At 66.9% G+C, this 14,060-nt stretch carries 8 protein-coding genes and 2 pseudogenes; 3 read left to right on the top strand and 7 right to left on the bottom strand.

Features of this window, described 5'->3' with window-relative positions; translation table 11 throughout:
- Positions 1 to 33 precede the first annotated feature (33 nt).
- The 4 genes and pseudogenes from AMK10_RS31215 to AMK10_RS31200 form a co-directional block, all read right to left on the bottom strand.
- A pseudogene (locus tag AMK10_RS31215) lies at positions 34 to 490 on the bottom strand (NUDIX hydrolase).
- Between the two features lie 670 nt (positions 491 to 1,160).
- Complete coding sequence (locus AMK10_RS31210; protein ID WP_073752157.1) at positions 1,161 to 2,144, bottom strand: GNAT family N-acetyltransferase; 984 nt, start codon at positions 2,142 to 2,144, stop codon at positions 1,161 to 1,163.
- Between the two features lie 49 nt (positions 2,145 to 2,193).
- Positions 2,194 to 2,825 (bottom strand): annotated as a pseudogene (locus tag AMK10_RS31205) (transposase).
- A 428-nt stretch (positions 2,826 to 3,253) separates the two neighbouring features.
- Complete coding sequence (locus AMK10_RS31200; RefSeq protein WP_073752155.1) at positions 3,254 to 4,516, bottom strand: MFS transporter; 1,263 nt, start codon at positions 4,514 to 4,516, stop codon at positions 3,254 to 3,256.
- A gap of 112 nt (positions 4,517 to 4,628) precedes the next feature.
- Between AMK10_RS31200 and AMK10_RS31195 the strand changes: the two genes are divergently transcribed.
- The gene (locus AMK10_RS31195; protein ID WP_073752153.1) at positions 4,629 to 5,006 is read left to right on the top strand and encodes an ArsR/SmtB family transcription factor; all 378 of its coding nucleotides are present in this window, start codon (positions 4,629 to 4,631) and stop codon (positions 5,004 to 5,006) included.
- A 442-nt stretch (positions 5,007 to 5,448) separates the two neighbouring features.
- Here the strand turns inward: AMK10_RS31195 and AMK10_RS31190 are convergent, their stop codons facing one another.
- Entirely contained in the window at positions 5,449 to 6,096 is a 648-nt protein-coding gene (locus AMK10_RS31190) for a TetR/AcrR family transcriptional regulator (RefSeq protein WP_073752151.1), read from the bottom strand.
- A gap of 95 nt (positions 6,097 to 6,191) precedes the next feature.
- Between AMK10_RS31190 and AMK10_RS31185 the strand changes: the two genes are divergently transcribed.
- Both AMK10_RS31185 and AMK10_RS31180 read left to right on the top strand, forming a co-directional pair.
- Positions 6,192 to 7,217, top strand: a complete 1,026-nt coding sequence (locus AMK10_RS31185; protein WP_073752149.1) for a hypothetical protein — start codon at positions 6,192 to 6,194, stop codon at positions 7,215 to 7,217.
- Positions 7,218 to 7,501: 284 nt separating this feature from the next.
- Positions 7,502 to 8,353 (top strand): NmrA/HSCARG family protein, encoded by an 852-nt coding sequence (locus AMK10_RS31180; protein ID WP_073752147.1) that lies wholly within the window; start codon positions 7,502 to 7,504, stop codon positions 8,351 to 8,353.
- 627 nt (positions 8,354 to 8,980) lie between these two features.
- Here the strand turns inward: AMK10_RS31180 and AMK10_RS31175 are convergent.
- Positions 8,981 to 13,351: a serine protease gene (locus AMK10_RS31175; protein WP_073752145.1), complete on the bottom strand. Its 4,371-nt coding sequence runs from the start codon at positions 13,349 to 13,351 to the stop codon at positions 8,981 to 8,983.
- Between the two features lie 35 nt (positions 13,352 to 13,386).
- Complete coding sequence (locus AMK10_RS31170) at positions 13,387 to 13,761, bottom strand: CU044_2847 family protein (protein ID WP_073752143.1); 375 nt, start codon at positions 13,759 to 13,761, stop codon at positions 13,387 to 13,389.
- Positions 13,762 to 14,060 lie beyond the last annotated feature (299 nt).

Below are 14,060 nucleotides of genomic sequence, written 5' to 3'. Positions count from 1 at the left end.
GCATCCTACGAGTGCCCTTGCGGGTCGGCGGAATCAGCGGCTGTTGTCGGCCACGGTGGTCCAGCCCGGATCGATGTGCCTCAGCCATGCATCTTGATCGTCGGCCAGCGGTTGTTTCAGGGGAGCGGGACGAACCGGCAGCTGAAGATGAGGCCGGCGTCGTCTCCGTCGCCCTTGACATGGTGGTTCCAGACATCCGGGGTCTCTGCTGATGTCCGGAGGAAGAAGAAGCTGGTTTGTCGTGGCTGACCGGTGTCGGGATGGGGCTTGTTCTCAACGGCGATCGGCCGGACGATTGTGGCTGTCGGCAGACCGGTCTCCTCGGCGACTTCCCGAAGGACTGCTTCCTCCATGCCTTCGCCTGATCTGACGCCTCCTGCGGGCACTTGGGTGCCGCCTCAGGCACACCGACGTGGTCGAACACCAGGATTTCAGGGTGGGATCGGTCTCGGATCACGTAAGCGGCGACACGGATTCCGGGACGGGTCATCCCGGCATTGTCAAACACCTGCGCCTTCTCCAGCACGTGGTCTCTCTCCACGGCACATACACGCTCGTTTCTTGCCCAACCGTAGCCTTCGTGGCTGGTGAGATGGGTGCGCTGATCTCTGCCACGTTTCAGTCGGTGATCTCTACCGCTTCCGGCTTTGAGAAGGTCATGACTTCCCACCCCATGGGCCAGCCGTGCGTACTGCGCTGGGCGGTCTCCGCTTCAAGACGCCGTGGCACACGCCGCAGCCACCATTGTCCTTCTTGGTCATCCCGACCCGGCCAGCCCACGGTGCTGGCGTGGAACCTGCGGTCGATCTCATCAAGTTGAGGCTGACGGATGGCACGGACTGGTGGAGGCAGGAGGCGCCAGATCTGCGCCAATGCGGTGCGACAGCCTAGATCGTTTGAGAGTTCTGGAGCCGACCATCCGTAGCCGTCCTCCACCTCGTGCACCAACTCCTTCCACTGTTCAAGAAGCGCGTTGAGTGTCCAAGGCCGGCCAGATCCCCTGGCCCCAGCCACGGTGCGGACAGCCGCATGCACCGCCCCGTATTCCTCAGCCGTCAGAAACACTTCATCAGCCGACTCTGGTGCAATGGGATCCGTTCCTTGACCGTGAAGAATTGTCAAATTCTGTGGACCGACCGAACAGTCCAATGACCGGTCGATCAAGCGAGCGGCTTGCGGTAACGAACATACTCGTTCTGTCTCCGGAACCCCACGCTCTCGTAAAGATCGTAGGACCGGTGCGGATTTGCCGTGCCCGTGAACAGCCTGGCCGTCGTTGCACCCTGCTCGCGAAGGCTTCGCAGCCCTTCCAGCAGCAGGATCCGGCCGATCCCGAGCCGTCGCTGGTCCGTTCGGACGCTCAGCTCTTCCACCACGCCCACGGTGTGGTCGTGGCTGCGGATGGAGCAGAGGGCCACGCCGAGCATGTCCTGCCCGTTCCACGCAGCCCTCCAGCATGCCGGGTCGGCGGCGTCGACAAAGTCTTGGAAGGACCATTTCTGAGTGAAACCGGTGTCCGCATACGAATCGACGACCGTCCTCCAGGCCGCACGGTAGTGGCTGGTCCCGATCGGCCCCGTCCGTATCCCGGCCGGGAGTTCGCTGCCCGGCTCGGGCACCTGCCGCAGATCGCTCAGCTCCAGCTCGACCAGACTGAAGACGCGTCGGTAGCCGGCTGCGAGCAGAAGCGCCGTGGCGTCCTGCTCGGAGACCATGGCGTTCGCACCGATCACCGCCGTCCGCGCCGTGCCATGGTCTTCGACGAGCTGGCGGATCCGCTCTTCGGCCCAGCTCAGCATGGCTGACCCGATGCCCTGGTCGCGATGCTCGGGCAAGAGGTAACCGCGGTGCAGGTAAAGCCACGTATCGTCCCGCTCCTGCCACCACTGGATCGTCGAGTAGCCGACGACGCTCCCGTCGCGTACCACCAGGACCTGGCTCTTGGACGGCTCGTCCAGCTTGACAGAGGCCTCGGCGATCTCGGCCGCTGTCGGGAGCCCTTCCACAACCGAACGGGCGTCGACCCGGTCCCGTTCGACACATCCCAGCCGCACCGCGGCCATGGGGCCGTGGTCCTCGTCGCCCCGATACGGCCGGAACCCGAAGCCGGCTGGGAGGTCCTGTCCTGGCATGTCATCCGACATGATCGGATGATCTCGAACTTTGAGGCAGGTCCGCCACCCTGTTCATGATTCATGCTGCGGTCGTATGCGGCCGATCCACGAGGTAGCCGCGTTCGAAGTGGGCTCCGGCTCGGACGAGAGCGACGAGGTGGGGCGCATTCATGGCTCGCCAGCGGGTCTGGGCGGACTCGACGAGCTTGAACACCATCGCAAGTGCGGCCGCTCGGGAGCCGGCCCCTTCGGTGACCTTGGTCCGCAGCCGGACGGTTGCGAAGGCTGACTCGATCGGGTTGGTTGTCCGCAGGTGGATCCAGTGCTCGGCGGGGAAGTCATCCTTGGTGCCGTCCGCGCGCACGCCCATCACGACCTGATCTTCGGGGACTTGCGGCACCACGGCGGCAGGATCCCCGAGCTGAACCGCTTGCGCTTGCCGGTTGCCTCATCGACGCGCTCGTCGTTGACCCGCGGCGCCTTCACCTCGACCGTCCCGGCCGCGGTGGTCACCTTCCTCGGCTGGTGATAGCCGTTGCGGACCACCAGACGGCGCCCGCTCTCGTCACGCTGGTCCGCCAACTCGGCTATGTAGGAATTGACTTCGGCCTCCAGCGTGGCGGCCCGCATCCGCCGTGCCCCCTCCCGGACGACGTCGTCGATCAGGGAGCTGGTCTCGGTCGACCCATCGGCGTTCACTACGCTGAGCACGGGCGTGCCTTCTTGGCCGACGGTGCAACGGCGGCCTACTCGATGACCAGAAGTCGATCACTCGGGAAGGTACGCCCTTCGCGTCCACCCCGAGGCCGATCCACAGGTCATGAGCATTGCTCCTTGACCGTCTCACGCCCCTCCTCCAGGGAGCGATGCCCCATACGCAGCAAACACGACGCTGCCACGGCCGCACGTACATACCTGAGCGGGGTTCTCATGGAACTGCCGGAACCCCGTAGTTGGCCAGTCCGACCAGGTGTGGGCCCAGTGTGAGGCGTGCGAAGCGGCGTGGACGCCGGGCTCGCGGCGACAGCCGTCGTGCCTCGGCATGCCCAGCGTGGTGAGCGCGGCCAGTGAGCGGCGAGGATGCCCATCCGGCCGGCGACGCACCGCTCCCGGCGGCGCGCGCCGGTACTCACCGTTCGTCAGGCCGGGTCCGTCACCTGGGGCCGTGTGCTGCGGACCACCAGACCGCCGATGACTGCGAAGCCCAGCAGGACGGCGCCGAAGACCGTGGCGCCGCGGGTCAGACCGACTGCGTCGCTGAGATAGCCGGCGGAGACGGGCAGGATGCCGGCCGGGATGTAACCACCCACATTGAGTGCGGCATTGGATTCGGCGAGGCGCTGTGGCGGGACGGACGAGTTGAGCAGCGACAGGCCGCCGAGTTGGCCCATGCCCTGGCCCGCCCCGGCGAGCAGCGCCGAGATGACAAGAACCGCCACCGTCGAGGTCTGCACGGCCACGATCAGCGTGATCATGCTCAGGGCGGTGCTGATCGCGCCCGCGGTGAGGATGGTGCGGCGGCGCAGCCGCTGAACGGCGAACTGCACCCCGGTGGCTGCAAGGAACATCACGAACGCCATGGCACCGGCGACGATCCGGCTGGTGGTGCCGAGGAGCCCGGACAGCAGCGAGGGACCCAGGGAGAGGACGAAGGACGTGGCGGTGATCCCGGGAGCGAACACCGCTGTACCCAGGAGGAGCTGACGGCCGTTGCCACGCGGCACACCGGGCACCCGCACCCACGTGCCTTTGGCACGCACCTCGGGGCTGCGCACCGGCATGCGCAGCACGGCGAGCACCGCGGTGGTCAGAAACACCGCTTCGACGGCGAAGACGGTTACGGTCGGACCGGGGGCCGTCTCGGAGAGCACACCGGCGAGCAACGGCCCGAGCCCGGCACCGAAGACCATTGCGCAGGAGGCGAGCAGGGCGGCAACCCGCTTGCGCTCGGGGCCGGCGACGTCGCTCACCGCGGCCATGCCGGCGGAGACGACGGCGCCGACCGCGATTCCGGTGAACAGCCGCGCCACGATGAGCGCGAGGACGCTGGTGGCGGTGGCGAAAACCAGGCAGGCAGCCAGAGCGAGCCCCAGCGCCGGTAGCAGTACGGGCTTGCGGCCCACCCGGTCGGAGACCACGCCGGAGACGAGGAGCGAGCCGATGAGGCCGACGATGTAGAAGGCGAACACCACGGTCAGGGTGCCCTTGGAGAAGCCGATGTCGCGCTGCCACAGCACGTACAGAGGTGTCGCTGCATTCGACAGGACGAAAACCGCGGCGACCGGCCACGCGGCCAGCCACACCCACCACAGGGGTGCCGAGGGCAGGCCGCTGCCTTGCCCGGTGTCGGTTCGCTGCCTCCCGTCCAGGGACTTGACGCATGCGGTCCGGATCTCAGACATGGCGGGTCCTCCGATCACTGCCTACTGGCCTCTTGCCAGTACGAGGAAAGTCGAACTTAGCATGCAGTACGATTCAACTCGTATATAGGAACCGCGTGATGAGGAGATGACCATGCCTGCGCGCACGGCCGCCGCACCCTCCTTCAAGGTGCTCCCCGAACCGCCTGACCTGCCCGAACCGCTCGCAGAACCGGCGGTTGCAGACCTGCGCCTGGAGGTCGTCCTCGGGGCGTTGAGTGACCCTCTGCGGCTGACCATCGTTCAGAAACTCCTTCTGGAATCGGAGAGCTTCGATCACACCTGCGGCTGGTTCGGCTTCGACCGCCCGAAGTCATCCCTCACGCACCACTTCAAAGCGCTGCGCGAAGCGGGGGTCACGCGCCAGCGCCAGTACGGCCTGGAGCGTCGCAGTCACGTAAGGGTCGACGACCTCAACGCACGCTTTCCGGGCCTCCTCGACCTGGTGGCGGCCTGGGTCCAGCGGGACTGACAGAGCTTGCCGGGCTATGTCGTCGCCGCGGCGTACGCGGACGCCGTGGACGTCCGGATCCGGAGGTTGCTACTGCGCCGGAGCTTTCTGTGCGTCGTGGGCGGACGCGGGTCCAGTCCCGAGATGACCTGGCCGGCCACTTGATCCGGCGTGGGACCCGGTCGACATCCTGATGTTCGTCAACCAGCTCGCCATGTTCTGGACCGGCCAGGCCGACATGCTGCTCGCCGGAGAGAAGGAGCGCGCAGCGTTCCTTCTCCGCCCGTCGTGCGGCCATCGTGGCCGACGGTCCGCCGCCTGTTCCCCGCTTCCGCCGCTTGGCAAGATCTGCCGGACGGGGCCTACTTCAGTCCGCCACCGTCGTCGTTCTGCCGTCGATCGTTGACGGCGCTGCGCCTCACGCCGTACCCACTGCGGCGTCGGAGTCCTCGGGGGAGCGGATTTACGAGGGCAAGCGCCGTTGCGCCTGCTCCTCGGCCGCGTCAAGGGCGGGTTCGAGTGTCGCGAGCGCGGAGCGGAGCAGGTCCGGCAGTGAGCCGGACGGTACGAGGAGTCCACCGCTTGCGAGGGGTGCGGCCGGAGGTTGAAGCCACTGCTGGAGCGCGACCCGGACTGCGGCGGCCACGCTCGCCGCGAGCACGCGGGGGGCGGATGTGCCGATGTGGCCGAGGCGTTGGTCGATCGCGGTGGCGAGGGGGTGTTCGATCGACGCGACGGTGTCGAGGAACGTGTCACGCAGTGTGGGGCTGGTGGTGATCAGCAGTAGCTCATCCTGGTCGCGGGGTTCGGTGTACTGCTCCAGGATCGCTTCTGCCAAGGCGTCGGCGAGGCGGACGTGGGCGGGCCGGGCGGCCACGGCCGCAGCGACCCGGTGTTCCCGTTCGGCGGTGACGGCGGCGACGATCGCCTGTTCTCGGCTGGAGAAGTAGTTGTTGTAGGTCCTCGGCGAGACCCCGGCTGCCCGGGCGATGTCGTCGACGCGGACATTGTCGGGTCCGTGCTGGAGGGCCAGTCGAAGTGCCGCCTCACGCAGTGCCACTCGGGTGGCCTGCTTCTTCTCCTCGCGTAGCCCGGTCCGCTTTGTCGTCACCCTCGGAGTATCCCTGCCTGAGTGCGTGCACGCAAACTTGCGTGCACGCAATATTTACTTCTACTCTCAGGCTCCCCTGCAGAAAGGTCAGACGCATGCGAGCCAAGGGCATCTGCTACGACACCGGCTTCCTCCGCAACGGCAGCAGCTCCCGGGAGCACTTCGCCCCCGACCTGGTCAAGAGGGAGCTGACGATCATCCGCGACGATCTCCACTGCACGGCCGTCCACATCACCGGCGGCGACCCGGGCCGCCTGGAGCTCGCCGCACGTTACGCCGCCGAGCTCGGGCTGGAGATCTGGTTCTCGCCCTACCCGCTGGAACTGACGACCGACGACATCCTCATCCTGATCGCCGACTGTGCGGAGCGGGCCGAGCGGCTCAGGACACAGGGAGCCGAGGTCGTGTTCGTCACAGGTGTGGAGCTGAGCGTGATGAACCATGGATTCCTCGAGGGCGACAGCACCGAGGAACGAATCGGCTGGCTACTGAGCGACCCTGCCCGTCGGCCCGAGAGGATCGCCACGGTCGGCACCCGTCTCAACGCCTTCCTCCGCGAAGCCGTGGCGATGGTCCGCGAGCGCTTCCACGGCAAGGTCACCTACGCCGCCATCCAGTTCGAAGCCGTCGACTGGGACTTGTTCGACTTCACGACCTTCGAACTCATCCGATCCGCGGCAGTGGCCGACCGATTCCGAGACGCTGTGCGCAGCCTCGTCGCGCAGCCCAAGCCGGTCGCTGTCACCGGCTTCGGCACCGCCACCTGGCGCGGCGCGGGTGACGTCGCACCCCGCAGCATGGAAATCCTCGAAACCGACGAAGCCACCGGCGCTCCGCTCCGGCTGACCGGAGATTACGAGCGCGACGAGGCGGGCCAAGCGGCCTACCTGAGCGACCTGCTGGAGATCTTCGACAGCGAGGGCGTCGACAGTGCCTTCGTGTTCCTCTTCGCGTTGTACAACCTGCCCCACCGCCCCGACGGCGATCCTCGCGACGACCTCGACCTCGCCAGTCTCGGCATCGTCAAGATCCTCGAAGACCGTCACGGCGACACGTATCCCGACCTGCCCTGGGAGCCGAAGGCCGCCTTCGCCGCGATCGCCGACCACTACCGCGACTGAGTCCGCTCGGCATCGGGACGTGGGGGACCTTGAAGTCCTGGAGGTCCTTCATCGTCTCTCCGCGCTCGGCAGGTCGACCGTGTCTGCAGGGATCCGGGGACGGGCGTGCAACTGCAGTCGGCCCCAGGCCGGATCGTATGACTGCGGGCGTACATCACATGCCTCACAGTGCACTCATCCGGCCCTTCGGGGCGTCCTTGAAGCGGTTCGGCCTTCCATCGCTGATCATGGCCGTGAGCCCGTTCGCGGGCTGCGCAGGCACCGACTGAAAGAGGGAGGCTTCGATGGTCGACGCACCGGTACTGGTACTGGCGGCAACAGGCGGTCAGGGCAGGGCTGTGACGGATGCGCTGCTGGGCCGCGGGGCCCGGATCCGGGTGATGGTCCGTGATCCGGACCGTCGAGCGGCACGCGAACTCGCCGGACACGGTGTCGAAGTGGTGGCAGGTTCGCTGAGCGACGAGGGCTCCCTCGTCACGGCCATGCGCGGAGTGGCCAGTGTCTTCGCGTTCACCACCCCCTTCGAGGCGGGGCTGGATGCGGAGGTGGGTCAGGGGCGCGCGATCCTGTCCGCCGCGACGCGGACGCGCATCGCGCATCTCGTGTTCAGCTCCGTGGCAGGAGCCGATCAGGACAGCGGGGTACCGCATTTCGAGAGCAAGGCGCGCATCGAGGCCGACCTGGCCTCCGGCGACGTGCCTTACACGATCCTGGGACCGACCTACTTCTACGACAACGCGCTGGGAGGCCAGGAGCGCATCCTGCACGGGTCTCTCGACCTGCCGCTGCCCCCGGACCGGCCGCTGCAGCAGCTCGCCCGCACTGACCTCGGTGCGTTTGCGGCCCAAGTGATGCTCAACCCCGCTCCCTACGTGGGGCAGCGCATCGAGCTTGCCGGCGATGCTCCCACCCCCGAGCACATGGCGGCGTCGCTGAGCAAGGCGCTGGGGCGGGAAGTCCGCCACGTACGGACACCGCTGGCGACGGTCGGCAATCCTGACATGCACGCGATGTGGACGTTCCTCAACGGCCCCGGATACCGCGTCGACATCCCCGCACTGCACGATGCCCATCCAGAGATTCCCTGGACGAGCTTCGCGGACTGGGCCGACCACACCTGGGCCGGCGGGCGCTGATTCTCCATGCGGAGCCGACCGCGGGCAGACGGTACGCGCAGCCGGCACACGGTCTCGGCCGGGGTGGTGAACCAGCGCGTGCAAGAAGCCGATGTTGGCATCGGCCAACGTGGTGGATGCACTCGGTATCTGTCTGTCAGTGAGGGGACCTGCTGGACCCGCTGAATACTTCGACCGAGTGCATCACCAGGGGAGCAGAGCCGCACGCAAGGCATCTGCCGTGTGACGGGCTTCGATGGCAGTTCACAGTGACGCGGATCCGGCCGGTCCCACGTTGTGAGCCACCTCGATGATGCCGTCGTGCGGTCGGAGGGCGCCATCGAGGTTGTGTCGCCTGTGGAGGGGCCGCGGCGCAGGCGGCGCCGAGGAGGCCGAAGCGACCACGAAGACCATCACGGCCGGGCTGACGGTCGCTGCCATCATCAGGGGGGGGAGCAGGATGCCGCGTAGGGCAAGGCAGGCGGCAAGCAGCCGGCGGGCGTCCGTGCGGCCGGTGAGCCGGCCGGAGGCAAGGGTACCGGCGACGAACGACGTCGCCCTGCATCACCGGGATCTCCAGAAACACGCTCTGATCAAAGCCGAGTCACATAGCACCTGACACGCATCAAAAGAGCTGCACACTCCCTTTCACGTATGCGCCGGGCAAATTCTGTTCGGCAGCCAGGGGGGAAGTCCCTGGAGCTCATCTTCGGTGAGGTCGCGGCCGAAGATGTCGCACAGTTGGTCCTTCCACAGCTCGGGATCGAGGTGAAGGATATTCACGGAAGTGCGGTTGGTGAGCCGCAGCAGAGTCTTCCCGTCCTGCGAGGCGGAGAGGAATTCCTGGTCCTCCGCGAAGTCGTAGGAATCTCCGCCGCCAGGATCGGCCACGTTCTCGAACCGCACGGAGTCTTCGTTGGCCAGGAGAAACTCCGGGCCGCCTTGCAGGAATCCCGCTTGGTACCGCTCGTACGCCTGGAGGGGGCCGAAGGGACCGACTACCCGCTCCATGCGTCGACCAGGTCTCACGGACCACACTTCGACCATGTCGCCCGTGGTCTGCACGGCTGCGTACCGTCCGCTGCCGTCGAGTACGGCATGTTCGACGACCGGATCGAAACGGAGCCTGAGCGGCTTGTCCTCCTTGCCCGTTCGCAGGTTCACGGCATGGATGACGGGGCTTCCCTTGATCATGATCTGCGTGTAGCCCTGCTTGGGATACGGGTCCAGGAAGAACTGCGGCGGGTCCTCCTCGGTGAGTCCCAGGTCGCGTACGTCGATCGTCTTCGACAGACGTCGGCCGGTCCGGGTGTTCCAGTGCTCGATGAGGCTGCCGGAGACCGTGAGCAACTCGTCATCGTCGACGAAGTACAGTTCCACCCGGTCCGTTGCCGTCCCGGATGTGTCGACCGGAGGTCTGGCGGTCGTGATGTCCGTGACCTGCCGCAGAGACGGGACCTCCCAGACGCGGACCTCGTTACGGCCGACCAGGTCGGCAGCGAGTGTCCGGGCCGCGTTGACCTTGATGCGCGGAGGTTCTCGGCCCATGTCCATCGACTGGTCCCTCGGGGGCCTTTTCACCTTCCTGAGGGTGTGTGTGTTTCCGCGTTCGTCCATATTGACAAGGGCCACCCCCTCGCCGTTGGCGCCTTCGCGCAGCAGCAGCGTGTTCTTGCCGAGCAGCACTGGCGGACTGTCGGCATCGACGGAGCCGACACTCAGCGGGCGACCGGTCACGGCGGTCTCGTCCCAGGTGATCAGGGCGAGATCCTCAGATTTTCCGACCAGAGTCAAGTCGTCGAGATCGTCGAGGATCTCGCTGGGTCCTGCCGCCAATTCAACTTCTCCGCCCGGCCGAGCACCAACGAGTGCCCACTCGGCGCCGGTCCTGTTCACCGCGAACAGTTCTCCCGTCGCATCCATGGCGATGCTGCTGCACCGGGTATCGGTCGAGTCGGGTTCATACGTGGTGAGCACCCGCCCGTCCTCGACGCGGACCGCGCGGTAGACGGCGCCACGCTGGCCTCGCCCCTTCTGGCAGAAGGCCAACACGCCGCCGTTCCCCGACAGGGCGAGTTTGGGCCTGGCCGACGTGCTGACGCCACTCGCCAGCGCCCGTGTCTTTCCGCTACCGATGTCGACGGCCATCACCGCAGAGTCTGCGTTCGTCTCATCGCTGTATTGCGGCTGGGCCACGAGCGTATTCTCGTCCGGGCCGAACCATACCGTTTCCAGCGCGGGCACGGCCGAGGGAATTCCCCGCCCCTTTTCCTCGGCCAGGTCCCAGATCCGGGCTTTCCCGCCCACCACCATGACGACCTCTCCTGCGTTCGGGGAGAAGTCGGCCAGGCCGAGGTTCTGACCGTAGGACCTCACCTCGATGCCGAAGTCGCTGTCGCGGATCGTATGCGCAGGCCCCAGCACCTTCTCGGCGCCTCGATACACGTCATGCCAGACGAGGGCGCCACCCTTTTCCGCCGAGAAGTAGGCAATCCTGCGACCGTCCCTGCTGACCAGCGGGTAAAGGACGTCGCGGGCGAGACGCAGATACTCGCGATGAACCCTTCCCTCGGAATCGCGGACGAACAGTACCGCCCCTCCCTGCCCACTGAGCGACCCTCCGATCTTGGTTGTCACGAGAGTCACCGCCCCATCCGGACTCATCGCCACGTCTTGCACCGGTGACTCGGTGCCGGTCAGCACCCAGGAGTCGTCCTTGAACTGGTCGTACCTGCGCAGCAGGGAGTTGCGGGCTTCCCGGGTCGGTGCGACGTCATGAGCTGCGATGGCGACCAGCGCGGCCAGCCCCGGGTCCCGCCGGTTCAGCTCCTCCGAGAGGGAGGCCAGCGACCGCGACCGCCCTTCCGCCTCCCGCTCCGCGCTGACCTGCGACTGGTAGACGAGGAAGGTGCCCAGGCCGACGACCAGCGCAAGCACCAGTGCGGCAGCGGTCCATGCTGCGCGTACGCGATTTCGCCGCGTACGGTGATGCCGCCCGGCGAGGTCGAGAAAGCCGCGCTCTGCCGCCGTCAGGTCCGATTCATGTGCACGCAACCGCCGCTGGAGCGCATGAAGCTGAATCGGCGCGGGCAGCAGGTCCGGTGGCCGGTTCGCCTTCTGCCAACGGTCGAGGTCGTGTCCGAGTTCCGCCCTGCCGGCCAGGAACTCTCCGTCGGTCTTCACCTGATGCGCGAGCGTCGGCCAGGCGCTGATCAGCGCCTCGTGGGCAAGTTCGGCACTCTGCGGTTCTCCCTCCTCCCCGTGCAATACGAGGAGTCTTCGCGCGGCAAGGGACTCCGCGATCCTCCACCGCTCTTCCCCGGCTTCCTCCCGGGTGAGCATGCGGCGCAGGGGAGCCTCGCTGCCCGGGAGTACCCGGACCAGGCCGGTGAGCAGCCGTAATGCCTCCTTCTCGTTCCCCTCCTTGCCTTCGTCCGCAGTCTCCTCGGCCTTGTCCCTGCCGGTGCCCTTGTGCCGCTTCTCGACGCACTCCTTCCACGCCAGCTCGGCGTGGAGTTTCAGGGCACCTGATACGCCGTCGTTCTCTTCGTAGGTCGCGGTCCGCAGCCGTCCAGCAGCCTGGTGCTCCCAGAGCTGGGCCAGGACGAATCCCAGCAGGGGCAGGACTCCAGGTTCGTCGCCCGCATCGTCGACGATGCGTCGCTCCAGACCCGGCTCGTACTCCACAGCCGAGATGCGCCGGACCGGCTCACTGATCACTTGCGCGAGCTGGTCTCGGGACATGGGGGTGAGTGGGACCGTCGCACCCCTCTTCAGCGCGGAGCCGAGGCGAGCGTGGTTCAGTGCCGCCTCGATGAAATCAGCCCGCAGTGTGACCAGTACCTTGAACACATCCTGCTGCCGCTCCGGGAAAAGCAGACCGGCGACTTCCTCGGCCACTTCATCGGAACCGTCCAGGAGGGCTTCCGCCTGGTCGAGTACGACGAGGAGCCGGCCGGCCGACGAACCGAGGGCACGGTGGAGAGTGTCTGCCAGCCCCAGATCGGCAAGCCACGAATCCACTTGATCGGCGCTTTCCGCGCGCGGGGTCTCATCCTGCCTCGACCTCACGATCTCGAACAGTTCTGTGGCGAGCGCGGCCCGCAGGGAAGAGAAATGAGCGGCGTTCACCCGCGCGATCAGGTAGCCCTCCTGCCGCATCCTCGGCACCACACCCGCCAATGCGAGCGACGACTTGCCGCAGCCCGATGGCCCGTACACCGTGGTGATGGGCTGATCGCCCCGCAGTGCGGTGACGACTCGCTCGATGTCGTCGTCCCGCCCGAAGAAGACCTCTGTGTCGTCCTCCTGGAAGGTGGACAGACCGCGGAAGGGCGTGGCCGGACGGACGAACGGGGCGAGTTCAGGCGCTTCCTTCAGCAGGGTTCGGATGCGCAGGACGAACGCCTGCTGGGCCTCGCGCACCGGCTGCGCCGCTACCATCATTCCGACAGCGGCGCCCAGATCGTTGTCCCAGACGGGGCTGCCGCTGAAGCCTCCCTTGACGTGAACAGCCTCGCTGTTGGCCCGCGAGAGCTGGATCCAGCCCTGGCGGGTGGGCCCACGGAACCTGCCGCTCTGCCAGATTCCATCCGGGTTGTCGTCGGTGAAGCCCACCGCACGCGCATCGTGGTCCCATACGCCACGATGGGAGTCGACCACGGGAAGCGGACGGGCTCCGGGGATCCGGTGCGGCAGTCGCAGTACGGCGATGTCCCCGGTCTGATCGGGTCTGATCGGGATCCAGCGCTGCACCGCGGCAGCATGGTCACCCTCGTCGACACCGTCGGCGTTCCCGGCCAGCGGCACGTCGACCGTGACCTCGGTCCCGACCTCAACCGTTTCTTCCCGGTGCCTGTCCAGAGCGTCCGACACCACGTGGGCGCAGGTCAGCACCAGATCCGGAGCGATGAGGAAGCCGGCGCCGCCTATCGCGCCGTCCGGCCCTTTGACCCGGACGACCGCCGAGACCAGCGCCTGCTCCGCTGCCTCGGTGTTCCGCTCCTGAAACTCCGTCACTGCGACCTCCGTGCCCCCGTGGCGCCCTGACCGGATCAACTGACCTGGGCAGTATTCCGGTCGGAGTCATCCGGGTCACTCCGGTTCCAGGTCAGGCTCACAGAGAAATTGGCCGCTGTCGCTGTGCTCGCAATCACCACGTCGGCCTCGGCCGACAGTGACACCCCGAACTCCAGCGTGATTTCGTCAGGCGCGTTCGCGAGACCGCTGAACCGCCCGACGAAGCTCTCCGCCACGGGGCGTACCGTGTCCAGCATCTGCCCGAACGAACGTTCGGCTCGCGCGATGGAGCGACCTCCCCTGCCCACGCGGACGAGCGTTTCGTCCACCTCCCGGATCTGGACACGGATGGACTCGTCGCTGCCGTCACCCAGGGGAACTTCAACAGTGTGAACCGGGCGGTCGCCCATGACTCTCCTCCATTTTGCTCAGGAGCGAAGATCGTAGCGACTCGCCCCGCCAACCACACTTCAACCACAACGACTTGGGTGGATCGAGCCGCACCCGTCTGCCCGCCGGGAGGTGCAGACCGTCGTACGCAGGCACGGGCGAACGTCCTGTTCGACAGGACTGGCGACGACCCGGAGTCCGGGCACCCTTCCTCCTCGACGAGGCCCGAGCGGCCGGTGTGCCGACTTCCGCCGGTCCGAGCGGTTGAGACCCCACGGCGCAGCGCGGACATCGTCCACGTCCACGAGTGAGGGCTGGT

Origin of the sequence: Streptomyces sp. CB02058 (assembly GCF_001905505.1) — a bacterium.
Lineage (GTDB): Bacteria > Actinomycetota > Actinomycetes > Streptomycetales > Streptomycetaceae > Streptomyces.
The sequence above is the reverse complement of the archived record's forward strand: the minus strand, read 5'-3'. Positions and strand labels throughout refer to the sequence as shown.

What these genes read in the sequence shown, in the direction of transcription:
- AMK10_RS31210 (WP_073752157.1), bottom strand. Translation starts at nt 2,144, where the DNA reads ATGTCGGATGACATGCCAGGACAGGACCTCCCAGCCGGCTTCGGGTTC.
- AMK10_RS31200 (WP_073752155.1), bottom strand. Translation starts at nt 4,516, where the DNA reads ATGTCTGAGATCCGGACCGCATGCGTCAAGTCCCTGGACGGGAGGCAG.
- AMK10_RS31195 (WP_073752153.1), top strand. Translation starts at nt 4,629, where the DNA reads ATGCCTGCGCGCACGGCCGCCGCACCCTCCTTCAAGGTGCTCCCCGAA.
- AMK10_RS31185 (WP_073752149.1), top strand. Translation starts at nt 6,192, where the DNA reads ATGCGAGCCAAGGGCATCTGCTACGACACCGGCTTCCTCCGCAACGGC.
- AMK10_RS31180 (WP_073752147.1), top strand. Translation starts at nt 7,502, where the DNA reads ATGGTCGACGCACCGGTACTGGTACTGGCGGCAACAGGCGGTCAGGGC.
- AMK10_RS31170 (WP_073752143.1), bottom strand. Translation starts at nt 13,761, where the DNA reads ATGGGCGACCGCCCGGTTCACACTGTTGAAGTTCCCCTGGGTGACGGC.